At 65.1% G+C, this 24,905-nt stretch carries 25 protein-coding genes; 11 read left to right on the top strand and 14 right to left on the bottom strand.

The window, feature by feature from the left end; genetic code table 11:
- Positions 1-24: 24 nt before the first annotated feature.
- Positions 25-447 (bottom strand): OsmC family protein, encoded by a 423-nt coding sequence (locus V8683_RS16540; protein ID WP_411187059.1) that lies wholly within the window; start codon positions 445-447, stop codon positions 25-27.
- A 643-nt stretch (positions 448-1,090) separates the two neighbouring features.
- On the opposite strand from V8683_RS16540, the gene rplM reads away from it, so the two are divergent.
- The 4 genes from rplM to V8683_RS16520 all read left to right on the top strand — a co-directional run bounded on the left by rplM (position 1,091) and on the right by V8683_RS16520 (position 4,497).
- The gene (gene rplM / locus V8683_RS16535; protein WP_027795838.1) at positions 1,091-1,519 is read left to right on the top strand and encodes a 50S ribosomal protein L13; all 429 of its coding nucleotides are present in this window, start codon (positions 1,091-1,093) and stop codon (positions 1,517-1,519) included.
- A gap of 11 nt (positions 1,520-1,530) precedes the next feature.
- Positions 1,531-1,923 (top strand): 30S ribosomal protein S9, encoded by a 393-nt coding sequence (gene rpsI / locus V8683_RS16530; protein WP_411187057.1) that lies wholly within the window; start codon positions 1,531-1,533, stop codon positions 1,921-1,923.
- 211 nt (positions 1,924-2,134) lie between these two features.
- Positions 2,135-2,500, top strand: coding sequence for an iron-sulfur cluster insertion protein ErpA (gene erpA / locus V8683_RS16525; protein ID WP_411187056.1), 366 nt, complete (start codon positions 2,135-2,137; stop codon positions 2,498-2,500).
- A gap of 443 nt (positions 2,501-2,943) precedes the next feature.
- Positions 2,944-4,497, top strand: a complete 1,554-nt coding sequence (locus V8683_RS16520) for a hypothetical protein (RefSeq protein WP_411187054.1) — start codon at positions 2,944-2,946, stop codon at positions 4,495-4,497.
- Positions 4,498-4,512: 15 nt separating this feature from the next.
- On the opposite strand, the gene V8683_RS16515 is transcribed toward V8683_RS16520, so the two are convergent.
- Positions 4,513-5,667, bottom strand: a complete 1,155-nt coding sequence (locus tag V8683_RS16515; RefSeq protein WP_411187052.1) for an anhydro-N-acetylmuramic acid kinase — start codon at positions 5,665-5,667, stop codon at positions 4,513-4,515.
- 298 nt (positions 5,668-5,965) lie between these two features.
- Between V8683_RS16515 and V8683_RS16510 the strand changes: the two genes are divergently transcribed.
- From V8683_RS16510 to V8683_RS16485, 6 genes are all read left to right on the top strand, one after another.
- Positions 5,966-6,244, top strand: coding sequence for a type II toxin-antitoxin system RelE/ParE family toxin (locus V8683_RS16510; RefSeq protein ID WP_411187050.1), 279 nt, complete (start codon positions 5,966-5,968; stop codon positions 6,242-6,244).
- 21 nt (positions 6,245-6,265) lie between these two features.
- The gene (locus V8683_RS16505; RefSeq protein WP_411190444.1) at positions 6,266-6,568 is read left to right on the top strand and encodes a HigA family addiction module antitoxin; all 303 of its coding nucleotides are present in this window, start codon (positions 6,266-6,268) and stop codon (positions 6,566-6,568) included.
- A gap of 95 nt (positions 6,569-6,663) precedes the next feature.
- Complete coding sequence (gene tyrS, locus V8683_RS16500; protein ID WP_411187048.1) at positions 6,664-7,917, top strand: tyrosine--tRNA ligase; 1,254 nt, start codon at positions 6,664-6,666, stop codon at positions 7,915-7,917.
- Positions 7,918-7,993: 76 nt separating this feature from the next.
- Entirely contained in the window at positions 7,994-8,452 is a 459-nt protein-coding gene (gene dtd / locus V8683_RS16495) for a D-aminoacyl-tRNA deacylase (RefSeq protein ID WP_411187047.1), read from the top strand.
- Positions 8,453-8,478: 26 nt separating this feature from the next.
- Complete coding sequence (locus tag V8683_RS16490) at positions 8,479-9,162, top strand: histidine phosphatase family protein (RefSeq protein ID WP_411187045.1); 684 nt, start codon at positions 8,479-8,481, stop codon at positions 9,160-9,162.
- A gap of 278 nt (positions 9,163-9,440) precedes the next feature.
- Entirely contained in the window at positions 9,441-10,583 is a 1,143-nt protein-coding gene (locus V8683_RS16485; protein ID WP_411187043.1) for a branched-chain amino acid ABC transporter substrate-binding protein, read from the top strand.
- A gap of 108 nt (positions 10,584-10,691) precedes the next feature.
- Here the strand turns inward: V8683_RS16485 and V8683_RS16480 are convergent, their stop codons facing one another.
- The 9 genes from V8683_RS16480 to V8683_RS16440 all read right to left on the bottom strand — a co-directional run bounded on the left by V8683_RS16480 (position 10,692) and on the right by V8683_RS16440 (position 20,237).
- On the bottom strand, positions 10,692-11,636 hold the full coding sequence (locus tag V8683_RS16480; RefSeq protein ID WP_411187042.1) for an oxygenase MpaB family protein: 945 nt from the start codon (positions 11,634-11,636) through the stop codon (positions 10,692-10,694).
- A 39-nt stretch (positions 11,637-11,675) separates the two neighbouring features.
- Positions 11,676-12,752: a Holliday junction branch migration DNA helicase RuvB gene (gene ruvB / locus V8683_RS16475; protein ID WP_411187040.1), complete on the bottom strand. Its 1,077-nt coding sequence runs from the start codon at positions 12,750-12,752 to the stop codon at positions 11,676-11,678.
- A 101-nt stretch (positions 12,753-12,853) separates the two neighbouring features.
- The gene (ruvA, locus tag V8683_RS16470) at positions 12,854-13,435 is read right to left on the bottom strand and encodes a Holliday junction branch migration protein RuvA (protein ID WP_027795827.1); all 582 of its coding nucleotides are present in this window, start codon (positions 13,433-13,435) and stop codon (positions 12,854-12,856) included.
- 103 nt (positions 13,436-13,538) lie between these two features.
- Positions 13,539-14,081 (bottom strand): crossover junction endodeoxyribonuclease RuvC, encoded by a 543-nt coding sequence (gene ruvC, locus V8683_RS16465; protein ID WP_411187038.1) that lies wholly within the window; start codon positions 14,079-14,081, stop codon positions 13,539-13,541.
- A gap of 157 nt (positions 14,082-14,238) precedes the next feature.
- A complete protein-coding gene (gene purH, locus V8683_RS16460; RefSeq protein WP_411187036.1) occupies positions 14,239-15,804 on the bottom strand; it encodes a bifunctional phosphoribosylaminoimidazolecarboxamide formyltransferase/IMP cyclohydrolase in 1,566 nt (521 codons plus the stop codon).
- Between the two features lie 58 nt (positions 15,805-15,862).
- The gene (locus V8683_RS16455; RefSeq protein WP_027795824.1) at positions 15,863-16,096 is read right to left on the bottom strand and encodes a Fis family transcriptional regulator; all 234 of its coding nucleotides are present in this window, start codon (positions 16,094-16,096) and stop codon (positions 15,863-15,865) included.
- Complete coding sequence (dusB, locus tag V8683_RS16450) at positions 16,093-17,163, bottom strand: tRNA dihydrouridine synthase DusB (RefSeq protein WP_411187034.1); 1,071 nt, start codon at positions 17,161-17,163, stop codon at positions 16,093-16,095. The genes V8683_RS16455 and dusB overlap by 4 nt, the downstream gene beginning before the upstream one ends.
- Before the next feature lie 253 nt (positions 17,164-17,416).
- Complete coding sequence (locus V8683_RS16445; RefSeq protein WP_411187033.1) at positions 17,417-18,706, bottom strand: UbiH/UbiF/VisC/COQ6 family ubiquinone biosynthesis hydroxylase; 1,290 nt, start codon at positions 18,704-18,706, stop codon at positions 17,417-17,419.
- A gap of 43 nt (positions 18,707-18,749) precedes the next feature.
- Complete coding sequence (locus V8683_RS16440; RefSeq protein WP_411187031.1) at positions 18,750-20,237, bottom strand: aminopeptidase P N-terminal domain-containing protein; 1,488 nt, start codon at positions 20,235-20,237, stop codon at positions 18,750-18,752.
- A gap of 197 nt (positions 20,238-20,434) precedes the next feature.
- Between V8683_RS16440 and V8683_RS16435 the strand changes: the two genes are divergently transcribed.
- Positions 20,435-21,046: a glutathione S-transferase C-terminal domain-containing protein gene (locus V8683_RS16435; protein ID WP_411187029.1), complete on the top strand. Its 612-nt coding sequence runs from the start codon at positions 20,435-20,437 to the stop codon at positions 21,044-21,046.
- Positions 21,047-21,169: 123 nt separating this feature from the next.
- Here V8683_RS16435 and V8683_RS16430 read toward each other — a convergent pair whose 3' ends face one another.
- The 3 genes from V8683_RS16430 to V8683_RS16420 form a co-directional block, all read right to left on the bottom strand.
- On the bottom strand, positions 21,170-22,777 hold the full coding sequence (locus V8683_RS16430) for an FMN-binding glutamate synthase family protein (protein ID WP_411187028.1): 1,608 nt from the start codon (positions 22,775-22,777) through the stop codon (positions 21,170-21,172).
- 162 nt (positions 22,778-22,939) lie between these two features.
- The gene (gene mnmA, locus V8683_RS16425) at positions 22,940-24,166 is read right to left on the bottom strand and encodes a tRNA 2-thiouridine(34) synthase MnmA (RefSeq protein WP_411187026.1); all 1,227 of its coding nucleotides are present in this window, start codon (positions 24,164-24,166) and stop codon (positions 22,940-22,942) included.
- A 14-nt stretch (positions 24,167-24,180) separates the two neighbouring features.
- On the bottom strand, positions 24,181-24,708 hold the full coding sequence (locus V8683_RS16420; RefSeq protein WP_411187024.1) for an NUDIX hydrolase: 528 nt from the start codon (positions 24,706-24,708) through the stop codon (positions 24,181-24,183).
- Between the last annotated feature and the right edge of the window lie 197 nt (positions 24,709-24,905).

Raw genomic sequence — 24,905 nt, 5'->3', positions numbered from 1 at the left:
GCGGGCGCCGGATCGCCGGCGAACTCAGGCCGCGACGATCTCGAACGAGTGCGTGATCTCGGCCGTCTTGCCGATCATGATCGACGCCGAGCAGTACTTGTCGTGCGACAGGTTGATTGCGCGCTCGACGGTAGCCGGGTTCAGGTTCTTGCCCGTCACCGTGAAATGGAAGTGGATCTTCGTGAAAACCTTCGGGTCTTCGCTGGCGCGCTCGGCCTTCAGCGTCACGTTGCAGCCGCTGATTTCCTGACGGCTTTTCTTCAGGATCAGGACCACATCGTAGGCGGTGCAGCCGCCCGTGCCGAGCAGCACCATTTCCATCGGACGCGGCGCGAGATTGCGCCCGCCACCTTCCGGCGCGCCGTCCATGTTGACGAGGTGACCGCTGCCCGTTTCGGCCGCGAACGCCATGCCGTCCTGTCCCATCCAGCTAACTTTGCATTCCATGTCTGTGCCTTTGCCACGGGTTCTTCGATTCAGCCCGCATTGTAGCCCGCCTCTACTGGTATGTCCGGGGGCGACGTACCGGGTCGAACTTATGCGCCTTGCTTGAATGTTGCGATGCGCCATCGGAACGGCAAGGTCGTTATCCCTGACCAAAATAGGGGTTTTGCTCTAGCAATGCCGCTCGGCTGGCTGCTGGACGTTCTGTAGTTCTTTGATTTTAAAGGAAATGCAAGGCCGGGCTGAGGTGCATCATGATTTCATATTATGGTGTTGTATTTCGCAATGCAGTTTTCCTTGCGTCGCACAAGCTCGATCCGTATAATTTGTCTCGTTGGTGGTCGTCCTCGACGACACCTCAGCATGTCTCCTCCACCCTCCTCCAAAAGGTGGATTAAGCCCGAACCCACGCGTTCGGGCTTTTTTTCGCCCTTCCCTTAGCCTCGTCTTCCGCGCGCCGCGTATCAAATTTTGACGCGGCTGCAATTTTCCCTTTATAATCCTAGGTTTCCTGCATTCATGCCCGCAGGGAAACGGGAAGACCCGAAAGGGGAAACCCGAAACAGGGAGAGCCTGCGCCGGCGCCAACGAGCGTCACCATACAAGCAGGACCGAAACTGGGCACAGCATATTTTTTGGATCGATCATGAAGACTTTTTCCGCCAAGGCACATGAAGTGCAGCGCGAATGGTACGTGATTGACGCGACGGATAAGGTTCTCGGCCGTGTCGCCAGCGAAGTGGCACGCCGTCTTCGCGGCAAGCACAAGCCTGAGTTCACCCCGCACGTCGACACGGGTGATTTCATCATCATCATCAACGCCGGCAAGCTGAAGGTCACGGGCAACAAGACGACCGACAAGAAGTACTACCGTCACTCGGGCTACCCGGGCGGTATCTACGAAACGACGTTCGGCAAGATGCAGGAACGCTTCCCGGGCCGCGCGCTCGAGAAGGCCGTGAAGGGCATGCTGCCGAAGGGCCCGCTCGGCTACGCGATGATCAAGAAGCTGAAGGTCTACGCAGACGCAACGCACCCGCACTCGGCGCAACAGCCGAAGGCGCTCGAGATCTAAGGGGAGCCCACATGATCGGTAACTGGAATTACGGTACGGGCCGCCGCAAGAGCGCCGTCGCTCGTGTCTTCATCAAGTCGGGCAAGGGCGAGATCATCGTCAACGGCAAGCCCATCGCCGACTACTTCTCGCGCGAAACGTCGCTGATGATCGTGCGTCAACCGCTGGAACTCACGAACCACGGCACGACGTTCGACATCAAGGTGAACGTGACGGGCGGCGGCGAAACCGGCCAGGCCGGCGCAGTTCGCCACGGCATCACGCGCGCGCTGATGGACTACGACGCAACGCTCAAGCCGGCACTGTCGCACGCTGGCTTCGTTACGCGTGACGCACGTGAAGTGGAACGTAAGAAGGTCGGTTTCCACAAGGCACGTCGCCGCAAGCAGTTCTCGAAGCGTTAATCGCGTATTTGCGCTTCGTGGCCGTGCGCTCCTCGCGGAAGTGCATGGCTGCTGCAAAAAACCGCCTCGCGCAGGAATGCGTCGGGCGGTTTTTTCGTTTTAGCTGTATCTGGATCAGAACATCGGCGAGAAACCCTTGATTTTGTGGGCTTAAGCACGATCTTCGGAACGGCCCTACAATAGCGGCTAGAAGCTTATTTGGAGAGTTCGCATGAACGCTGTCACCGAGACCCCCGTGACTGAAATGCCCGGTCCCTTCGTTTTCACCGAAGCAGCGGCTGACAAGGTCAAGCAACTGATCGACGAGGAAGGCAATCCGGAGCTGAAGCTGCGCGTGTTCGTGCAGGGCGGCGGCTGCTCGGGCTTCCAGTACGGATTCACGTTCGACGAGACGATCAACGAAGACGACACCGTGATGAACAAGAACGGCGTCCAGTTGCTGATCGATTCGATGAGCTATCAGTACCTCGTCGGCGCCGAGATCGACTACAAGGACGATCTGAACGGCGCGCAGTTCGTCATCAAGAACCCGAACGCCACCACGACCTGCGGTTGCGGCTCGTCGTTCTCGGTCTGAGCGACAGCCTCATGGCATAAGAAACGGGGCTTGATGCCCTGGATCCGTTCGGTGAAGGCTCCGTACCCGCTATCGAACGGCGTAGCGAAAAGATTTTAGATTTGGCGGCCCGGGCGCAAGAGCGCTCGGGCCGTTTTCGTTGGAAGGCCGTTTCTTGATCTGCTCTCCTTGGCCCACGAATGGCCCAGGGGCTTTGACGGGCGCAGCAAACTGCGATTTCAGGCGCCCCGCGTGACCGCGCGTTGCGCAACCCACGGAGTGGCAGGCTACTCCGCTTTCCGGTGTGCCATCCGGCCACACCAAAACAATATCGCGTGCCCCAACGCACAGAGTTGCCAGGAACGCCTCGCTAGACTCGCCGTCATCGCACACGGGTGTCCTGGTATCAGCAGGGACCCGGTGGCCTCGGGATTTCCGCAGGTACAGCAGAGGGGGAAGGCGCCATGAAGACAGCTCACTACAGGTACGTTCTCCTCGTTCTGGCGGCCTATGTGGTTATCACCCGTTTCTTTATGCCATTTCCGGCCGACTTCGAAGACAGCTACATCATGCAACGCTATGTCCAGAATGGCGTGGATGGCTACCTGTTCGAATGGAATCGGCACTTCGGCACGGTGCAGGGGACGACCGGAATTGCCTGGCTTACGCTTATCAGCGAACTCGCACGGCTGACGCGATTCAGCGTCGGCGCTATCGACTCCTATGCCGGTTTGGGTTTTGCGATTCTCGCGCTCCTTGCTGTTTACCTCGCTGCAAGCGGCGATCTCAAGTTACGGAATCCGCGGGTCGCCGTCCTCCAACTGCTCCCGATCGCAACCAGCCCACTCTTCATTCGGGGCTCCACCAACGGACTTGAGACCTCAATTACGGTCTTTTTTACCGCGCTCTCCATTTATCTTCTGAGATTCTGCAATGGCGCGCGCGGCAGTTCGTTATGCCTGGGACTGTTCTCCGGATTCACGTTTCTGGTCAGACCGGATCTCCCCCTTTTCCCGGTCGCACTATTCTGCAGCGCGTTCGTCCTTTCTCCGGGCGCGCTGCCTCAAAAAGGCAAGGCAGTGCTATGTCTGCTGCTCGGAACGCTGGCCGCCGCAGGGGCATCGCTGGCGCTCGCGAAAATACTGACCGGAACAGCACTCCCGCTCTCCGCCACGTTGAAGGTCGCTATCGGGGATATTTTGCTGTTTCGCTTGCCGCTATCCGAATATAAGTACATCGCGGACCAGCAACTCGCGTTTTTGGGTGATGTCCTGCCGCTCGTGCTTCTTGCCCTCATTGCCACGGCGTTCCTCGATATTTCCAGCTCCCGGAAATATTTCCCGATGTACATCGCGAGCGCGGCGTACTACGTTTATCTCTTCTCCGTGCTGCCCATCATGGATATCGCGGACCGCTTTCAATTGCCCCTGCTGATCGGCCTCTCGTTCGCGGTTCCGCAATTTTACGAATTTGCCTGCAAGTTTTCGAAGTCGGACCGGCATGTCACCATAGTGACCGGCATGGTCGTGATATTGATCCTGCTGGGCAATGTCGCGATTTTTCCGGACAGCAGGAAGGAAGCCCGGTTTCTGGCATCCGATCATTCGGATTACGCGAAGATCGGGTATGACCTACGGGGCATTGATGGGCTTATCATTGCGTCGCCCGAGGCAGGCAAGCTTGCTGCTGCCTCGCAGCAGAAGTTTTTCGACCCGATTGGCCTCAATGACATATTCGTCGCGCAAAACAAGACGAAACCGAACTACCCCGCGGCGTTATCCGCGTACCTCCACAACACATTCGGCATACCCGACGTGTACATCAGGAGGTATGAAACCACGGATCCTCCGTATTCCTTTCTTGAGATCATGCCGGATTTCAAGGCGTTATACCGATGCAACGATCAGGAAAATGCCGAGCGCACCGGGAAAACGGTCTGTGTGTACAAGGATACCGTTCACGCGCAGCAAATCATCACGGCTCTCGGCAAGTCCGGCATTCGTGTCGATCTGCGTTGAATGCATTTGGTAGCCTCAGCGCGGATAGATCGCGCCCAGTACGCGGTCACCCGCGGCGCCGGTCACCGCGGGGAGATTGCCCGGTTCGCGCGCCGCGCAGCGCATGGCGAGCCACGCGAAAGCCAGCGGTTCCACCTGATGCGGCGGCACGCCCAGTGCGTCGGTCGTGGTGACCGGCACCCCGCTTACGCCTCCCGTTTCGAGCGCTTTTTGCAGCGCCGCCATCAACACGGGGTTGCGCGCGCCGCCGCCGCACACATAGACGGCGCGGCAGTCCGAGGCGTGGCGCTCGATCTCGCGGGCCACGCTCACGGCAGTCAGGCCGACTAGCGTCGCCTGAACGTCGGCCGGGGAGAGCGATTCGAAGCCTTTGAGCTTTTCATCGAGCCATTTGGCGTTGAAAAGATCGCGTCCTGTGCTCTTGGGCGGCGGCTGCTCGAAAAACGGCTCGTCGAGGAGGGCGTTCAGGAGTGGCTGATGTGGCGTGCCGCTCGCTGCGAACTGGCCGTTTTCATCGTAGGGCTTGCCGAGATGCCGCTCGGCCCAGAGGTCGAGCAGCGCGTTCGCGGGCCCGCAGTCGAAGCCGCGCACGGCGCCCGTGTTCCACAGGATCGTGATGTTGCTGATGCCCCCCAGATTGCAGACGACACGCGTTTCGTCCTTCGAGCCGAACACCATTGCATGAAATGCGGGCACGAGCGGCGCGCCCTGGCCGCCCGAGGCAACGTCGCGACTGCGGAAGTCGGCGATCACGTCGATGTGCGCGAGTTCGGCCAGCAGCGCCGGATTCTGGATCTGCACCGTGTAGCCCATTTCGGGCCGATGCCGGACCGTTTGTCCGTGAGCACCGATCGCACGGACCTCTTCCGGCGAAAGATTGCCCGCGCGTAGCAGTTCGTGACAGCACACCGCGTAGCGTGCCGCGAGCGCATTCCCCGCCAGCGCTGCGCGTTCGATCTCGTTTTCGCCGGGCTGCTGCAAGGCGAAGAGCGCCTCCCGCAGACCCTGCGCGAAACCGACGAACGCCTCGGCCAGCACGACCGGCCGTTGCCCTTTCCCGAAGCGCACGGCGATGCCATCCACGCCGTCCATGCTCGTACCCGACATCAGGCCGAAATACACACCGTCGGCAGCGGTGCCGCTATCCGTTTGTGCGTCGCGTGGTGCCACGTCGTGCCCCTCCCGTGAGTGCGAACGATTTGTCCTGCCGCAGATTATCGGTGCAATGACGTCAATCCGTAAGCCGAACGGCTAATTGGCGCCCCTCGGAGCCTGTGTGACCCTGCTTTTCAGCGCGCATCCGCGCGCGACGCTGAGGGTTGAGTCAGGTCAAACCAGGGCCGTAAGCCCGATTGACTGTAGCCCGCACTGATCGTATAGTGATACTATACGCTATACATGCAGGCGAAGAAGGACATCGACCTCGGCGAAGAGCAACCCATGCTGGATTGGCTTCGTTTGGGGAAACATGATCAAGTCGTGGAAACACAAAGGGCTGAAGGCGTTCTTCTTCACCGGCAACAAGGCAGGCATCCGGCCCGATCACGTGCCGCGTCTCGCACGCCAACTGGCCCGGCTCGACGCCGCCGAATCGCCGCAGGACATGAACGTGCCGGGCTGGCGCTGCCACCGGCTCGACGGCGTGCTTGCCACCCATTACGCGGTCAGGGTGAACGGCAACTGGCGGCTCATCTTCGCTTTCGAAGGGAGCGATGCCGTACTGGTCGACTACCATGACTATCACTGAGGCACCTCGAAGATGAGCGACATGATACGCATGCACAACCCGCCCCATCCCGGAGAAACGTTGCGGGACGACATTCTTCCCGAACTGGGTCTCACCGTGACCGAGGCCGCCGTCCAGCTTGGCGTCACGCGCGCCGCGCTCTCGCGCGTGCTGAATGGCCGCGCCGGCATTTCTCCCGAAATGGCGCTGAGGCTCGAAGCGTGGCTTGGCGAGGAAAACGGCGGCCGAGCCGATTTGTGGCTCGCCCAGCAGGCGGCGTACGACCTCTGGCAGGCGCGCTCGCGCGGTGCGCCGCGGGTAGAACGCGCCGTGGCCCGTTCGTGAGCAAGCCGGTTTGCGCCGTCGCGGGTCGGCAAACTTCGGTGCGGCGGGTCGAATCACGTAAAATCGCGGACTAAACCGAACTTTATGATCGAAGCATGAGCACCGAGCCCACCCAATCCAGCAGCGCACCCAGCGCCTTCCCGGTCACCGACGAAGTTCGTCACGCGCTCGCCGTCACGAAGCGTGGCGTGGACGAACTGCTGATCGAAGAAGAATTCCAGCAGAAGCTCGCGAAGAGCGCCGCAACGGGCAAGCCCCTGCGTATCAAGCTCGGCCTCGACCCCACCGCGCCCGACATCCACATCGGCCACACGGTCGTGCTCAACAAGATGCGCCAGCTTCAGGATCTCGGCCACACCGTGATCTTCCTGATCGGCGACTTCACGTCGTTGATCGGCGACCCGTCGGGCCGTAACGCCACGCGCCCGCCGCTCACGCGCGAGCAGATCGAATCGAACGCCAGGACGTACTTCGAGCAGGCCGCGCTCGTGCTCGACCGCGAGAAGACCGAGATCCGCTACAACAGCGAATGGTCGATGCCGCTCGGCGCAGACGGCATGATCAAGCTCGCGTCGCGCTATACGGTCGCGCGTATTCTTGAGCGCGAGGACTTCACCAGGCGCTTCCAGGGCGGCGTGCCGATCTCGATTCACGAATTCCTCTACCCGCTGATGCAGGGCTACGACTCGGTCGCGCTGAACGCGGACCTCGAGCTCGGCGGCACGGACCAGAAGTTCAACCTGCTCGTCGGCCGCGAGCTGCAGAAGCAGTATGGCCAGGAGCAGCAGTGCATACTCACGATGCCACTGCTGGAAGGTCTCGACGGCGTCGAGAAGATGTCGAAGTCGAAGAACAACTACATCGGCATCAGCGAGAAGCCCAACGACATGTTCGGCAAGCTGATGAGCATCTCCGACGTGCTGATGTGGCGTTACTTCGAGCTCCTGTCGTTCCGTCCGATGGCCGAAATCGAGGGCTTCCGGAAGGAAGCCGAGGCAGGACGCAATCCGCGCGACTTCAAGGTGCTGCTCGCCCAGGAAATCGTCGCACGCTTTCATTCGCAGGTGGACGCCGAGCACGCGCTCGAAGACTTCAATCACCGCGCCAAAGGCGGTGTGCCGGAAGACATTCCCGCGGTCACGCTCACCGGCGCGCCGCTCGCGATCGGCCAGTTGCTCAAGCAGGCCGGTCTCGTGCCGTCCACGAGCGAGGCGCTGCGCAACATCGAGCAGGGTGGCGTGAAGATCGACGGCGCGACCGTGTCCGACAAGGGCCTGAAAATCGAGGCCGGCGACTTTGTCGTGCAGGTCGGCAAGCGCCGCTTCGCGCGTGTGACGCTCACGGCGTGATGGCGTCGCACGCTCGTTGGGTCGGCAGTGCGCGCTGCTGCTTTTCGCAGCTCCCGCCGCAAAGGGAGCGCGCACGATGATCGCCCTGATTCAGCGCGTGCGTCGCGCCGAAGTGCGCGTGGACGATCGGGTGACCGGCGCGATTGGCCAGGGGCTGCTCGCGCTCGTTTGCGCCGAGCGCGGCGATACCGACGCCAACGCGGACAAGCTGCTCGCGAAACTGCTGGGCTATCGCGTGTTCAGCGACGCGGCGGGAAAGATGAACCTGCCCGTGCAGAATATCGATGGCAGCGGCGCGGCGGGCGGCCTCCTGCTCGTTTCGCAGTTCACGCTGGCCGCCGACACCAACAGTGGCCTGCGCCCGAGTTTCACGCCCGCTGCGCCGCCCGACGAGGGCCGCCGGCTCTTCGATTACTTCGTCACGGCGGCGCGCGCGAAGCACCCTCTCGTCGAGACCGGCGAGTTTGGCGCAGACATGCAGGTGTCGCTCGTCAATGACGGGCCGGTCACGTTCTGGCTGCAGGTGCGCAACTGATTTCTCGTGAGACTTCGCGCCGCCCCATGACTACGCAAATCCTCTTCATCCGCCACGGCGAAACCGCCTGGAACCGCATCAAGCGCATCCAGGGCCATATCGACATTCCGCTGGCCGAAAGTGGCATGGAGCAGGCGCAACAACTCGGGCGCCGTCTCGCCGCGGCGGCGCAGGCAGGTTCGCGTCTCGATGCGATCTGGTCCAGCGACCTGTTGCGCGCGCAACAGACGGCGCGACCGGCGGCCGAGGCCCTGCATGTGCCGGTGCAGCTTGCGCCGGGCCTGCGCGAGCGCCATTACGGTGCGTTCCAGGGACATGACAGCGACGAGATCGCCGAGCGTTTTCCGGACGAATATGCCCATTGGCAAACACGCGATCCCGGCTTTACGCCGCCCGAGGGGGAATCGCAGCGCGCGTTCTATCACCGCGTACTGCATGCGCTGGAGCCGCTGATCACGATGCATCCCGACGGCCGTATCGCCGTGGTCACGCACGGCGGCGTGCTCGACTGCGTTTACCGCTTCGCCAAGGGCCTCGCGCTCGATGAGCCGCGCAACTGGCCGCTCCTCAATACGAGCATGAACCTCGTCGATTTCGAGAGCGACGGCTACGTCACGCAGGCCCGTGTCGTGGAGTGGGGCGACGTCACGCATCTGGGCGGTGTGAGCGCCGACGACGGTTTCAAGCGCACGGCCGAACCCGGCCGCTGACACGCATTGCCGATGACGGCGCGCGGGACCGATTTTCGCCGCGCCGTCAACCCCTCTTACTTGCTTCTTACGCTCCCTTTCTCATTGCTATCCCGGATAGCGGGCTGGCTGTTACCATTCCTCTGACCTTTGCGCCGCGCCGGCCATTGGGGCGGCGCGCGGTATTTCCGCGGCGCTCGAGACCGGCCGCGCGTTGAAGAGGACGCGCGCGTGTCGCGCCTGCGTGGGCCAAGGCCGTAGACGAAAGGTAATTCCCGGAAAACAAGCAGGAGATTCGAATGACGTTCAAGCTTCACATGCTGGCGGTCAGCGCTGCAGTCGTTGCGTTCGCAGCGATGTCCGCCAACGCCTCGGCCGACGAAATCGTCAAGATCGGCCACGTCGGTCCGCTCACGGGTGGCTCGGCTCACCTCGGCAAGGACAACGAGAACGGCGCGCGCCTCGCCATCGAGGAAATCAACGCGAAGGGCCTCGTGATCGGCGGCCAGAAGATCACGCTGCAGCTCGACGGCCAGGACGACGCGGCCGACCCGCGCCAGGCAACCCAGGTCGCGCAGAAGCTGGTGGACGACAAGGTCGTGGCCGTGATCGGCCATCTGAACTCGGGCGCGTCGATCCCGGCGTCGAAGATCTACAGCGACGCGGGCATCGTGCAGATCTCGCCGTCTTCCACGAACCCCGCTTACACGCAGCAGGGTTTCAAGACGACCTATCGCGTTGTCGCGACCGACGCCCAGCAGGGCCCGGCGCTCGCGAACTACGCGGCGAAGACGCTGAACGTGAAGAGCGTCGCGGTCGTCGACGATTCGACGGCTTACGGTCAGGGTCTCGCGAACGAGTTCGAGAAGACCGCGAAGTCGCTCGGCCTGAAGGTGTTGTCGCACGACGCTACCAATGACAAGGCCGTCGATTTCCGCGCGATTCTCACGAAGATCAAGGGCGAGAATCCCGACGCGATCATGTACGGCGGCATGGACGCCACCGGCGGACCGTTCGCGAAGCAGGCGAAGCAGCTCGGCCTGCGCGCGAAGATTCTCGCAGGCGACGGAGTCTGCACGGAAAGCCTCGCGCAGCTCGCGGGTCCGGCCGCCGACAACATCGTGTGCTCGCAGGCCGGCATGGCGGTGGAGCGCATGAACGGCGGCGCGGCATTCGCGGCGAAGTACGAGAAGCGCTTTGGCCATCCGATCGAATTCGATGCGCCGTTCACGTATGACGCCGTGTATATCGTCGTCGACGCGATGAAGCGTGCGAACTCGACCGATCCGGCGAAGATCCTGGCCGAAATCCCGACCACCGACTACAAGGGCGTGATCGGCGAGACGACCTTCGATTCGAAGGGCGACCTCAAGCACGGCGTGATCTCGCTGTACGACTACAAGGCGGGCAAGAAGACGCTGCTCGACGTGGTGAAGATGTAAGACGTAATGCGCGCTGCGCGCTCCTCACCGTTGGGGGCGTGCACGAAGCAGCGGCCAGCCGGCATTCGCGGGCTGGCCGTTTTTTTTGCCGGTTGCGTATCCGCTGTGTCAGCGCGGCTGCGCCGCCGCGCGCCGCCGCGCGCGTTTCGATACACCGTTGACGAGCGCCCAGCGCAGCACGGGCGCGACCGTGCGCATGCCCGGCTGCACGATCGCGCGGCGCACGCGCGCGAAGCTGTCGAAGCCGAGCAGCCGCAGCGCGAACGGCGGCAGCAGGTCGATGCCGGCGTGACGCATCAGCGCACCTGCGGGGCGCATGGCTGGGCGCGGAGCGGGCACGTTCATCAGCACGCGCACGACCTCGCGCGTGCGTTCGCTCGCAACGAGTTCCGCTTGCATGGACTGCAGGTAAGCCTCGACCTCGGCGCGCGAAGCCGGCACGTCGGTCGCGCCCAGGAGCCGCGCGATGGTCGAGGTCTCCGCGTAGTACTGGTCCTGGGCGGCGCCGGGCAGCGAGGGGTTCACATAACGCAGATGTGCCGCGAGAAAGCTCGAAACCTCCGCGACATGGACCCACGTGAGCAGCGCCGGATCGCTCGCGCGATAAGGGCGCCCGTCGGGCGCAGTGCCGGTCACGCCCTCGTGAATCGTTTTCACCCGCTCGATCAGCGCGAGCGCGTCGGCGCGGCTGCCGTAGGTCGTGCCCGCGATGAAGGTCGCCGTGCGGCGCAGGCGCCCGAGGATATCGCTGCGAAACGTCGAGTGATCCCATACGCCCGCCAGCGCCAGGGGGTGCAGCGCCTGCAGCAGCAGCGCGCTGATGCCGCCCGCCATCATCGAGGCGAAGTCGGCATGCACGGTCCAGCAAACGGCTTCGGGGCCGAAGAGACCGGGGTCGCCGGGCGGCGAAGAGTAATCGAGCTTCGGGCCGCTGCCCGTGGTCAGATGCGTGACGCTGTCGGCCAGCGCCATGCGCACGCGTTGCTTGAGTAGCGCGGCGAGCCCGGTTGGCTCGGGGGCGTCGTGGCGGCGGCCTGCGTGTTGCTCGGACATCGTGTGTGCTCGCGTAGCGGCCCGGCGCTTATCGGGATATCAGGACGCGTTTGGGTCCCAGAGGCCGCCTGAAGCCGCCGAGTCCGGCGCGGCAAGCCCGAAATGCCGGTAGGTCAGCATCGTCGCCACGCGGCCGCGCGGCGTGCGCTGCAGGTAGCCCTGCTGGATCAGGTACGGCTCCAGCACGTCTTCGATCGTGTCGCGTTCCTCGCCGATCGCGGCGGCGAGGTTGTCGACACCGACCGGACCGCCGTCGAACTTGTGCAGGATCGCTTCGAGCAGCTTGCGGTCCATGAGGTCGAAGCCCACGGGATCGACGTCGAGCATCTTGAGCGCGGCGTCGGCGACGGGGGCGGTGATCGCGCCGTCGGCCTTCACTTCGGCGTAGTCGCGCACGCGTCGCAGCAAGCGGTTGGCGATACGCGGCGTGCCGCGCGAGCGCCGCGCGATTTCGAGCGCGCCGTCGGGATGAATGTGCGCGCCGAGCAGCGAGGCCGAGCGCTGCACGATGCGCGAGAGTTCCTGTGCGTTGTAGAACTCGAGCCGCGAGACAATGCCGAAGCGGTCGCGCAGCGGGTTCGTGAGCATGCCTGCGCGCGTGGTTGCGCCCACGAGCGTGAACGGCTGCAGATCGAGCTTCACGCTGCGCGCGGCCGGACCTTCGCCGATCATGATGTCGATCTGGTAATCCTCTAGCGCCGGATACAGGATTTCCTCGACGACGGGCGAAAGCCGGTGAATCTCGTCGATGAACAGCACGTCGTTGGGTTCGAGGTTCGTGAGCAGCGCCGCAAGATCGCCCGCACGCTCCAGCACCGGTCCCGAGGTCTGCCGCAGATTGACCCCCATTTCGCGCGCGATGATGTGCGCGAGCGTGGTCTTGCCGAGGCCCGGTGGCCCGAACAACAGCACGTGATCGAGCGGCTCCGAGCGGCGCTTCGCGGCTTCGATGAAAATCTCGAGCTGGCCGCGCACCTTCTCCTGGCCCACGTATTCGTCGAGCTGGCGCGGACGCAGCGCGCGCTCGAACACCTCCTCGTTGGGCGAGGCCGGCGTGGCGGCGATCACGCGTTCCGCGCTGGCGCGGTTAGCGGCGAGTTTGTCGGTTTCGATCATGCAGCGATTGTACCGCGCAAGGCTTGCGCGAGCGGGGCGGCTTCAGCCCGCACGCTGCAAGTGCAACTAACCGCCAGAGCTTGCCTTCGAACGCGCCTGCGTCAGGCCTTCGACAGCACCTTCAGCGAGAGTTTGATGCCCTCGGAGACGCCGGTGCCGGCCGGCACGTTCTTGATGGCGGCGAGCGCTTCCTTCTCGGAATAGCCGAGCGCGAGCAGCGCGTTGAGGATGTCGTTGGCGTGGTCGGACGGCGAGGCGGCCGCGGCCATCGCGCCCAGATCGGCGCCAAGCTTGCCCTTGAGTTCGAGCAGCAAGCGCTCGGCGGTTTTCTTGCCGATGCCCGGTACGCGAGTAAGACGCGCGGCGTCCTGCAGCGTGACAGCCTGGGACAGCTCGTGCACGCTCATGCCCGACAGCACGGCGAGCGCCATGCGCGCGCCGATGCCGCTGATCTTGAGCAGTTCGCGGAACGTTGCGCGCTCCTGCTGCGTGCCGAAGCCGTAGAGCAGATGGGCGTCCTCGCGCACGATCGTCTGCGTGAGCAGCACGACTTTCTCGCCGGTGCCAGGCAGGTTGTAGAACGTGCTCATGGGCACGTCGATTTCGTAACCGACACCGTTGCAGTCGACGAGCAGGTGCGGCGGATTCTTTTCCAGCAGGACGCCGGCGATGCGACCGATCATGGCGGATTCAGTGAGGAGGTAAAGCGTGAGTGTAGCGGAGCGCGGGGCCCGCCGGCGCGGCTAAAGCGGACGAGGGCGGACGTTGGCCGTAAGGCCAGGGGCATTACCCGATCAGCCGCCCGCGCCGCACCCGCATGCCCTTTTTCGCGAGCGTGGGCGCGAGCCCGCCGAGCGCCGCGAGGGTGTCGCCGCCGTGGGCGTGACAGATGGCCATGCCGAGCGCGTCGGCGGCATCGGTGCCGGGCATGCCCGTGAGGCTCAAGAGGCGCACCACCATCTGCTGCATCTGCTCCTTGGTGGCGCGGCCATAGCCCACCACCGCCTGCTTCAGTTGCAGCGCCGTGTATTCGGCCACCGGCACCCCGCCCGAGACGAGCCCGCAGATAGCCGCGCCGCGCGCCTGCCCGAGCAGCAGCGTCGATTGCGGATTGACGTTGACGAACACCTTTTCGATTGCGGCCTGGTCGGGCGCGTGCTGGCGGATCAGCGTGGAGACCCCTTCGTAGATCGTGCCGAGGCGCGTGGGCAGGTCGGCGTCGCCGGTGCGGATCACGCCGCTCGCGACGTACGTGAGCTGATGGCCATGCCGTTCGATCACGCCGAAGCCGGTCACGCGCAAGCCTGGGTCGATGCCGATGATTCTCATGAAAGGCCGGAAAAGCAGATATGCCTGCGATGTTACAACGAACGGGCCGCCGCCCGCGAGCGGGCGAGGCAAGCAAAAAGGCCCGCGGGATGCACTCCGGCGGGCCTTGGCGAGCATCCTGCACGCCACCGGAAGGCGGCGCGCGGTGCGCGAGCGTTTAGTGACGGAAGTGGCGGATGCCCGTCACCACCATGGCGATGTTGTGCTCGTCGGCGGCGGCGATCACTTCGTCGTCGCGCATCGAGCCGCCCGGCTGGATCACGCAGGTCGCGCCCGCGTTCACCACCACGTCGAGGCCGTCGCGGAACGGGAAGAACGCGTCCGACGCCACGGCCGTGCCGGCGAGCTTGAGGCCCGCGTTTTCGGCCTTGATGCTGGCGATGCGCGCCGAGTCCACGCGGCTCATCTGGCCCGCGCCCACGCCCATCGTCATGCCGTTCGCGCAGAACACAATGGCGTTGGACTTCACGAACTTCGCGACGCGCCAGGCGAACAGCAGGTCGTCCATTTCCTTCGGAGTGGGGTGGCGCTTCGTCACCACGCGCAGTTCGTGCGGCTGCACGTTCTTCGAATCGAGCGATTGCACGAGCAGGCCGCCGCCCACGCGCTTCAGATCGAAGGCGTTATGGCCTTCGCCCAGAGCGATCTCTAGCAGACGCACGTTCTGCTTGGCGGAGAACACGCCCTTCGCGGCCGCCGAGAACGACGGCGCGATCAACACTTCGACGAACTGCTTCGACACGGCCTGCGCCGCGGCTTCGTCCACTTCGCGGTTGAACGCGATGATGCCGCCGAACGCCGAGGTCGGGTCGGTCTGGAACGCCTTCGAGTAGGCCTCGTGCGCGTCCTTGCCCACGGCCACGCCGCACGGATTCGCGTGCTTGATGATCACGCAGGCGGGCGCGTCGAAGGTCTTCACGCATTCCCACGCCGCGTCCGAGTCGGCGATGTTGTTGTACGAGAGTTCCTTGCCCTGCAGTTGCGTGTAGTTCGCCAGCGCGCCGGCGGGCGTAGCCAGGTCGCGGTAGAACGCGGCGGTTTGATGCGGGTTCTCGCCGTAGCGCAGGTCCTGTACCTTGTCGAAGGCGAGGTTCAGCACGGCCGGGTAGGTGTTGCGCGACTTGTGTTCGAGCTCGCCGGTGAGGCTCGTGAGGTAGTTTGTGATCGCACCGTCGTACTGCGCCGTATGCGCAAACACCTTGGTCGCGAGGCGGAAGTTCGTGCCGTAGCTCACGCTGTTGCCGTTCGCGCGCATTTCTTCGAGCACGGTCGCGTAGTCGGCCGGGTCGACGATCACGGTCACGTCGCGATGGTTCTTCGCCGCCGAGCGCAGCATGGTCGGGCCGCCGATGTCGATGTTCTCGATCGCGTCTTCCAGCGTGCACTCGTCCTTCGCGACGGTCTGCACGAACGGGTACAGGTTCACCACCAGCAGGTCGATGGTGGGGATGTCGTGCTTCTCGAGCGCGGCCATGTGCTCGGGCAGGTCGCGGCGCGCGAGAATGCCGCCGTGCACCTTCGGATGCAGCGTTTTCACGCGCCCATCGAGCATTTCCGGAAAGCCGGTGTAGTCGGCCACTTCGGTGACGGGAAGGCCCGCGTCCGCGAGCAGTTTCGCGGTGCCGCCGGTCGAGAGGAGCTTGACGCCGAGCGAGGAGAGCGATTTCGCGAAGTCGACGATGCCCGACTTGTCGGAAACGGAGATGAGCGCTTGCTGGATCATGATGGGGAAGGGAGCCGAAGAGATCGAGGAGGCCGCGCCAGAGGCTTGAAAGCCGGCCCTACAGCAGGCCGTGCTGCTGAAGCTTCTTGCGCAGCGTGTTGCGGTTGATGCCGAGATACTCGGCGGCCAGCGACTGGTTGCCGCCGGCCTGCTCGAGTACCACCTCGAGCATCGGTTTTTCGACGATCGAAATCACCATTTCATAAACGTCGTGCGGGTTGGAGCCGTCGAGATCCTGGAAGTAGATGCCCAGACTCTCGCGGACGCATTGTTCGATGTTGTGCTTGCTCATGCTGCCAGTCGATCGGTTGTTTCGCCTGCGCCGTCCTGGCCGCTCTGGTTGCCTTCGTCCTCGTAGAGGAGGCGTTCCGAGCGCGCTTTTTGTTCGTCGAAGAACTGGTTGACGGCGAGGAGCTGTTCGCGTGTGGTGTCCAGCGTATTCATGCGGTGCCGGAACGTATTGGCGCCGCAAAGGCCGCGAGTGTACCAGCCGATATGCTTGCGCGCAGTACGCACACCCGTAAATTCGCCATAAAACGCGTAGTGGTCTTCGAGGTGCTCGTTCATGATCGACTGGATTTCATCGACGCGCGGCGGCGGCAGCAGCTCGCCGGTAGCGATGAAATGTTCGATCTCCCGAAAGAGCCACGGCCGGCCCTGCGCCGCGCGGCCGATCATGATGGCGTCGGCACCGGTGCAGGCGAGCACGTCGCGTGCCTTCTGCGGCGTGGCGATGTCGCCGTTGGCGACCACCGGAATGCGCGCGGCGGCTTTCACCGCGGCAATCGTTTCGTACTCCGCTTCGCCGTGATAGAGATCCGCGCGCGTGCGGCCGTGCACGGTCAGCATCGATATGCCGCAGTCCTCTGCGATGCGCGCGACCGTCAGAGCGTTGCGATTCTGGCGGTCCCAGCCCGTGCGGATCTTGAGCGTGACGGGCACCGCGTCGGGCCCCGTGCCCACGGCATCCACCACGGCCTTGACGATGCGCGCGACGAGCGGCTCGTTCTGCAGCAGCGCAGAACCCGCCGCCACATTGCACACCTTCTTGGCCGGGCAGCCCATGTTGATGTCGATGATCTGGGCGCCGTTCGCGACGTTGTAGCGCGCGGCTTCGGCCATCATCGCCGGATCGGCGCCGGCGATCTGCACGGCGATCGGTTCGACCTCGCCCGCGTGATTCGCGCGGCGCTGGGTCTTTTCGCTCTTCCAGAGCTGGGCGTTCGACGCCACCATTTCCGAAACCGCATAGCCCGCGCCGAGCCGTTTGCACAGCTGGCGGAACGGCCGGTCCGTGACGCCCGCCATGGGGGCGACGAACAGGTTGTTGCGCAGGATGTGACGGCCGATGGTAAGCATGACGCCCGGAAAACACCGCCGCCGCGATGCGTCCCGAAAATCTCGGAAACGCCGGCGCAGCGATGGCTGGAAAAAGGGGAAACGCGTATTTTAGCGTAAGCGAGATGCGCGGTCGCGCTGCGCGGTGCTGAAACCTTGCCGCGAAGCGCCGTTGCACCGCTCTTATAACGACATCGCCGCGAATTTATTGAAAAGCGATTCGACCCTGTAACGCGAGGCGTTTGTGCGTGAACACGGACTGCGCAGGCGCGTTTCAGGTCCGCTGCCCGAACATCATCTGCCGGGCGAGCGCCTTCTTGACGGGCGGCACGAATTCGAGCGCCGTGAGCGCGAGCCCGCGCAGCGTGGCGAGCGGCGCGACGTCTACGGTGAAGAGCCGGGCGAGCGTGTCCGTCGCACCTATCGTCATGCGCCGGTCGAAGGCCCGGCGGCCCGCGAAGTCGCCGAGCGCGAGCGGCGTCGCGCCGTGCTGGGCGAGCGAGTCGGCGAGCGCATGCGCGTCGCGCAGGCCCAGGTTGAGCCCCTGGCCCGCCACCGGATGCAGCGTCTGCGCGGCGTTGCCCACCGCCGCGATGCGGCCGTGGCCGATCACGAGCGCATCGAGCGCCGAAAGGCCGAGCGGGAACGCCGCGCGTCCGTGGATCTGCGTGAAGCGGCCCATGCGCGAGCCGAAGGCGACGTCGAGTTCCGCGAGGAAGTCGGCGTCGGAAAGCTGCGCGCGCCGCGTGCCTTCGTCGGGCGAGCAGCACCAGACGAGCGCGTAGTCCGCCCCGCGCACGCCGCCCATCGGCAGGAGTGCAATCGGGCCTTCGTTCGTGAAGCGTTCCCAGGCGACGTGCGGCTGCGGTGCCGACACCGTCACCACGCCGACCAGCGCTGTCTGGCCGTAGTCGCGCGTGTGCTTCGTTTCGCCGTTGGCGCGTGCGGCGGCTTCCTTCGCGGCGTTCGCGCCGGCGTCGGGATCGCCGTGCGCGGCCCGGTCCGAAGGCGGACGGTAGAGTCCTCCCTCTGCATTCACGAGGATGCGCGTGCGCAGCCGGCGCTCGGCGCCCGCGCTGACGACAGGCAGCGTCACGCCGTCGTGCTCGACGACGGGATCGAGCGCGTGAGTCCGATGCAGCCAATGCACGGGGGTGCGGCGCACGCCTTGTGCGAGCGACTGCACGATCGAGCCGTAGCGCGCGACATAGCCGAGTGCGGGCAAGTGGTAGTCGCGGCGGTCGATCAGCGTGCGGCCGAAGTGGCCGCGCTGCGAGACGTGAATGCGTTCGATGGCGGTGGCGTCGTGCGGCCAGGCGAGCGCTTCGAGCAGCGTGCGGCTGCCCTGCGAGACGGCGATGGCGCGCGGGTCGCCGCTGCTGTCCTCGGGCTCGCGCGCGTCGATCAGCGCGATCGACAGCGCGGCGGTTGCGCTGCGCCGCGCGAGCCAGCCGGCGAGCGCCATGCCTACAGGCCCGGCGCCGACGATGGTCACGTCATAGTCGAACGGCGGGACGGCGGTGTCCGCCGGCGTGGCCGCGAAGGTCTCGGAAGCTGCGTTCATGGTGATTCTTCGGGTTCGTTCTTGCTCGTCGGGCGCCGGGAGGTCAGGCGTGCCCGCGCGCTTCCTGCGCTTGTTGCATCAACGCCTCGATTTCGGCGGCCTCGACCGGCACGTCGCGCGTGATCAGTTCGCAGCCCGTCCCGGTCACGATCGCGTCGTCCTCGATGCGGATGCCGATGTCCCAGTAGCGCTCGGGCACGTCTTCGGCCGCGCGCACGTACAGGCCCGGTTCGACCGTGAGCGTCATGCCGGGGTGCAGCGTACGCCACGGCGGCGCGGCGTCGCCGGCCGGCGCCATGTGCGCGCCGTTCTGCGGGCCGCGCTCGCGGTAATCGCCCGCATCGTGCACGTCCATGCCGAGCCAGTGGCCCGTGCGGTGCATGTAGAAGCGCGCATAGGCGCGCCCGGCGATCACGTCGTCCACGCTTGCGAACTTCTGGCGGTCCACGATGCCGGTGTCGAGAAGCCCTTGCGCCAGCACGCGCACGGCCGCATCGTGCGGCGCCTCGAAGTGCACGCCCGGGCGCGTTGCGTCGATGGCCGCCTGCTGCGCCGCGAGCACGATGTCGTACAGTTCGCGCTGCGCGCTCGTGTAGCGGCCGCTGGCCGGGAACGTGCGCGTGATGTCGGAGGCATAGCCGTTCAGTTCGCACGCCGCATCGATCAGGATCAGGTCGCCTTCGCGCGCCACCGCGTTGCCGGCCGGGTAGTGCAGCACGCACGCGTTGGCGCCGGCCGCGACGATCGAGCCGTAGGCCGGCCCTTGCGCGCCGTGCTTGCGGAACGTATAGAGCAGCTCGGCTTCGAGTTCGTACTCGCGTATGCCGGGGCGGCACGCGGCCATCGCGCGACGATGCGCGAGCGCCGAGATTTTCGCCGCCCGGCGCATCGTGTCGAGTTCGTGGGCGTCCTTGATCACGCGCATATCGTCGAGCAGCGGCAGCAAGTCGTACGCCGCGGCCGGCGCCGTGATGCCGCTGCGTCCCAGCGCGCGCACGGTGTCGGTCCAGCCTCGCACCTGCGCGTCGAAGCGCTCCGAGGCGGCCAGCGCGTAATGCAGCGCCGGCCGGTTGGCGATGAGCTGCGGTATGCGGGTATCGAGTTCGTCGCAGGCGAACGCGGCGTCCAGGCCAAAGGCCTCGCGCGCCGCTTCCGGACCGAAGCGGAAGCCTTCCCACGTCTCGCGCTCGGCATTCTTTGCGCGACAGAACAGGATGGACGAAGGCTGGTTGTCGTTCGCACTTGCGTCGAGCACGAGCAGCGCTTCCGGCTCCGTGAAGCCGGTCAGGTAATAAAAGTAGCTGTCGTGGCGATACGGGTAGTCGGCGTCGCGGTTGCGCAGCGCTTCGGGCGCCGTGGGCACGATCGCAATGCCGCCGCCGCGCGCGCGCATTGCGGCGAGCACGCGTTCGCGGCGCGCCCGGTAGAGCGCGGCGCCGCCGTCGGGGCCGCGCGGCGCGTCGGCGGCAGAGGGGTCGGGGAGCGGGCTGGCCGCCGGGGTCGCCGAAGCATGCGTGAGGGTCGTGTCCATCGTGCGATTGTAGCGCTCCCCCAGGCAATGCCGCTTGGGCGTCCGTGCCGGCGATGCGCGCTCGCTGCGCAACGAGGGCCGATGTTGCATCCGTCCCACAACCGTTATCGCGTAAAACCGGTCGGTCGCCGGGGACGCCGTCAGAACAGCGTCAATCCAACGTATACTTCGGCCGGATTCCAGAAAAGGCAGGTGCGATGAAACTTATCGGTTCGCTTGGCAGCCCGTATGTCCGCAAGGCGCGGATCGTGCTCGCCGAGAAGAAAATCGACTACAAGCTGGTGCTCGAAAACGTGTGGGGCGAGGAAACCGCGATCCACGACTACACCCCGCTCGGCAAGGTGCCGTGTCTCGTGATGGACGACGGCGAGGCGGTGTTCGACTCGCGCGTGATCTGCGAATACGTCGATACGTTGTCGCCGGTGGGCAAGCTGATTCCGCCGTCGGGGCGCGAACGCGTGGAGGTGCGCTGCTGGGAGGCGCTTGCCGACGGCGTTCTCGACGCCCTCGTGGCGATCCGCCTCGAAGGCACGCTGCGCACGCCCGAGCAGCGCAGCGAAGCCTGGATCGAGCGTCAGCGGCGCAAGGTCGACGCGGGCCTGAACGCGCTGGCCAAGGGCCTTGCGGGCAACACCTGGTGCGCGGGCAACCGCTACACGCTGGCCGATATTGCGGTGGGCTGTGCGCTCGGCTATCTCGACTTCCGCTCGCCCGATCTGAACTGGCGCGATCCGCATCCGAACCTCGCGCGCCATTTCGAGAAGCTCTCGCAGCGGCCGTCGTTCGTGGATACCTTTCCGCAGGGCTGACGCCCGGAACAAAAACGGCGGCACCGGGCCGCCGTTCTGCACTGTCTTTCGCTGCGACGCCGTGCGATGTGCTGCGGCGCGCCAGTCTGCCGCCGCCCATCGAGCATCGCGCGTGCGAGCCGGTCAGACGATCTTTTCCGCCTCCGGCGCGAACGAGTCGCTTTGCGCGACCGGCCACCACTTCTCGTACAACTGATAACGGTAGCGGCCTTCGAGCAGATCGCCCGGCTTCAGGTACTTGAGCAGGTCCGACATCAGCTTGACCTCGTATGAGGAAATGCGTCGCACGATATGGTGCGCGCGCAGGTCCTGCGGACCCTCGAGACCGGCCGCCTGAAGGATTTCCTGCAGCGCGTGCAGCGTGTTGTGGTGGAAGTTGAACACGCGCTCGCCCTTGTCGGGCACGTTCAACGCCTTCTGGCGCACCGGGTCCTGGGTCGCCACGCCGGTCGGGCAGCGGTCCGAGTGGCACTTCTGCGCCTGGATGCAGCCCACCGCGAACATGAAGCCGCGCGCCGAGTTGACCCAGTCCGCGCCGATCGCGAGCGTCTTCGCGATATCGAACGCCGTGATGATCTTGCCGCTCGCGCCGATCCTGATCTTGTCGCGCAGGCCAATGCCGACGAGCGTGTTGTGCACGAGCAGCAGCCCTTCCTGCAGCGGCGTGCCGATATGGTCGGTGAATTCGAGGGGCGCCGCGCCCGTGCCGCCCTCGGCGCCGTCCACCACGATGAAGTCCGGCAGGATGCCCGTTTCGAGCATCGCCTTGGCGATGCCGAAGAATTCCCACGGATGCCCGATGCACAGCTTGAAGCCCGTGGGCTTGCCGCCCGAGAGCGTGCGCAGGCGCTCGACGAATTCGAGCAGGCCGCGCGGCGTCGAGAACTCCGAATGGCGGGCCGGCGAGATGCAGTCCTGGCCGATCGGAATGCCGCGCGTTTCGGCGATCTCGGGCGTGACCTTCGCGGCCAGCAGCATGCCGCCGTGACCGGGCTTCGCGCCCTGCGAGAGCTTCACCTCGATCATCTTCACCTGCGGTTCGCCCGCGAGGCGCTGGAATTTTTCGGCGCTGAAGGTGCCGTCGTCGTTGCGGCAGCCGAAGTAGCCCGAGGCGATTTCCCAGATGATGTCGCCGCCGTTCTCGCGGTGATACTTCGAAAGCGAGCCTTCGCCCGTGTCGTGCGCGAAGCCGCCTTTCTTCGCGCCGAGGTTCAGCGCGCGGATCGCGTTCGCGGAGAGCGAGCCGAAGCTCATCGCCGAGACGTTGAAGATCGATATCGAGTAGGGCTGCGCGCGGCTCGCGCCCACGAGCACGCGGAAGTCGCAGTTCGGGATCTTCGTCGGCGCGAGCGAGTGGCTGATCCACTCGTGGCCAACGGCCTTCACGTCGAGTTCGGTGCCGTAGGGGCGGCTGTCGACGGCGTTCTTGGCGCGCTGGTACACGAGGCTGCGTTGCGCGAGCGAGAACGGCTTTTCGTCGGTGTCGTCTTCCACGAAGTACTGGCGGATCTCGGGCCGCACGAACTCGAAGAAGAAGCGCAGATGGCCCCAGATCGGATAGTTGCGCAGGATGGCGTGGCGCTCTTGCGTCAGGTCGTAGAGGCCGAGCAGGACGAACAGCACGGGTACGATGGCGCACAGCCAGGACAGATGATGCAGCGCCGCAGCGGCGACGCAGACTACCGCCACGAGCACGGCGATCCACATCGCGAGATAACGTCGGGAAAACATGAGGGGCTCCAGTGTCTTGACCTGATGCGCGCGTCTTGCCCGCGTGGACGGGCGATGCGCCGCTCCCGCGCCGTCTGTCGGCGCGGATGGCGCAAATGATGCCGCAAGTTTGTGAAACTGGCCGTGAAGCCGGCAGGAAAATGTGCGGTGCCGGGAAGAGGCTTACGCCTTGCTTGCCGCGGCGTCGAGCGGCGCGGGTTGCTTGCCCGGTGTGCCTTGCGTATGCGACTGGGCGCGCCGGGTTCGCTTCGCCCGCACCGGCGCGGGCGGCGGTACGGCCGGGACGTGGGGCTCGAGCGTCTCGACCGCTTCAATGATCCCGCCGCCCAGGCACACGTCGCCATCGTAAAGCACGGCCGACTGGCCGGGCGTCACGGCCCACTGCGCGTCGGGGAAGTGCAGCGAGAACAGGCCTTCGCCGGCTCCACCGAAGGTGCAGCGCGCGTCGGCCTGGCGGTAGCGCGTTTTCGCGCCGCACGCATGGCCTGGGGCCGGCGGTTCTCCCGCCACCCAGCTCACGTTGCCGGCGCGCAGATCGTGCGCGAGCAGCCACGGATGATCGTGGCCCTGCACGACGTACAGCGTGTTCGACGCCATGTCCTTGCCCGCCACGAACCACGGATCGCCGCTGCCGTCCTTGCTGCCGCCAAGGCCTATGCCTTTGCGCTGCCCGAACGTGTAGAACGCGAGGCCGATATGCTCGCCCGCCACCTTGCCGTCGGGCGTCATCATCGGGCCCGGCTGCGTGGGTAGGTAACGGTTCAGGAAGTCGCGGAACGGCCGTTCGCCGATGAAACAGATGCCGGTGGAGTCCTTCTTTTTCGCGTTCGGCAGTCCGATCTGTTCGGCGATCTCACGCACCTTCGTCTTCGGGATCTCGCCGAGCGGGAACATCGTCTTCGAGAGCTGGGCCTGGTTCAGGCGATGCAGGAAGTACGACTGATCTTTCGTGTGGTCGAAGGCCTTCAGCAGTTCGAAACGCCCATTGCTTTCGTTCTGGCGCACGCGCGCATAGTGGCCCGTGGCGATCGTTTCCGCGCCGAGCGACATGGCGTGGTCAAGGAACGCCTTGAACTTGATCTCGGCGTTGCAGAGCACGTCGGGGTTCGGCGTGCGGCCGGCCGAGTATTCGCGCAGGAATTCGGCGAACACGCGATCCTTGTACTCGGCGGCGAAGTTCACGGCTTCGACGTCGATGCCGATCAGGTCCGCCACCGACACCACGTCGATCCAGTCCTGGCGCGTCGAGCAGTACTCGCCGTCGTCGTCGTCTTCCCAGTTCTTCATGAAGAGACCGACGACGTCGAACCCCTGCTCCTTGAGCAGCCATGCGGTGACCGACGAATCGACGCCGCCCGACATGCCTACCACGATCTTGCGTTTGCTCATCTCTCTTGCTGCCTTCAACCTTGAGGACCGGGCTTGGGGTCTGCTTTGGGTCCCGTTTTGGGTCCCGTTTTGGGGCCCACCGCATGCACGTGCACGAAATCGACCGGTACGCGCACGCCCGCGAGGTAATCGTCGACACACTGCATCACGAGCGGCGTGCGGTGACGCTCGGGCACGGCGCGCAGTTCCTCGGCGCTCATCCATACCGTGCGGACGATATCGGGATCGAGCGCGCGGTCTTCGGGCGCAACGCCGACCGTGCCGCAATACGTGAAGCGCAGATAGGTCGCGCCGCTTTCGCCCGGCTTGCCGAAATGCGTCATGTAGACGCCGACCAGCGCTTCGGGCGTGAACGCATACGCGCTTTCTTCCAGCGTTTCGCGCATCACGGCTTCGGCGAGCGTTTCGCCCGCCTCCAGATGTCCTGCGGGCTGGTTCAGGCGCAGGCCGGCCGGCGTGCGCTCCTCGACGAGCAGGAAGCGCCCGTCACGCTCGATGATGGCCGCCACGGTGACGTGCGGGGCCCAGGTGTCCTCGTTCATGGTCCGCCATTTTACCGGGACACGCCTCGCGCTGCTGGCGGCGGGCGTGGCCGGGCAGGCGGGATTACCGTCCGGTCGGTTTATCCGCGGGGGCTCGCCACAGCTCGCGATGGCGCACAACCCCCGGTTTTCTGGGATCGATCCGCCCCCGGCTTTCGGTTAAAGTGGTGCGTCCTTATGCCGTTGCATGAAAAAAG

It is taken from the genome of Paraburkholderia sp. AV2 (assembly GCF_054968425.1).
The sequence above is the reverse complement of the archived record's forward strand: the minus strand, read 5'-3'. Positions and strand labels throughout refer to the sequence as shown.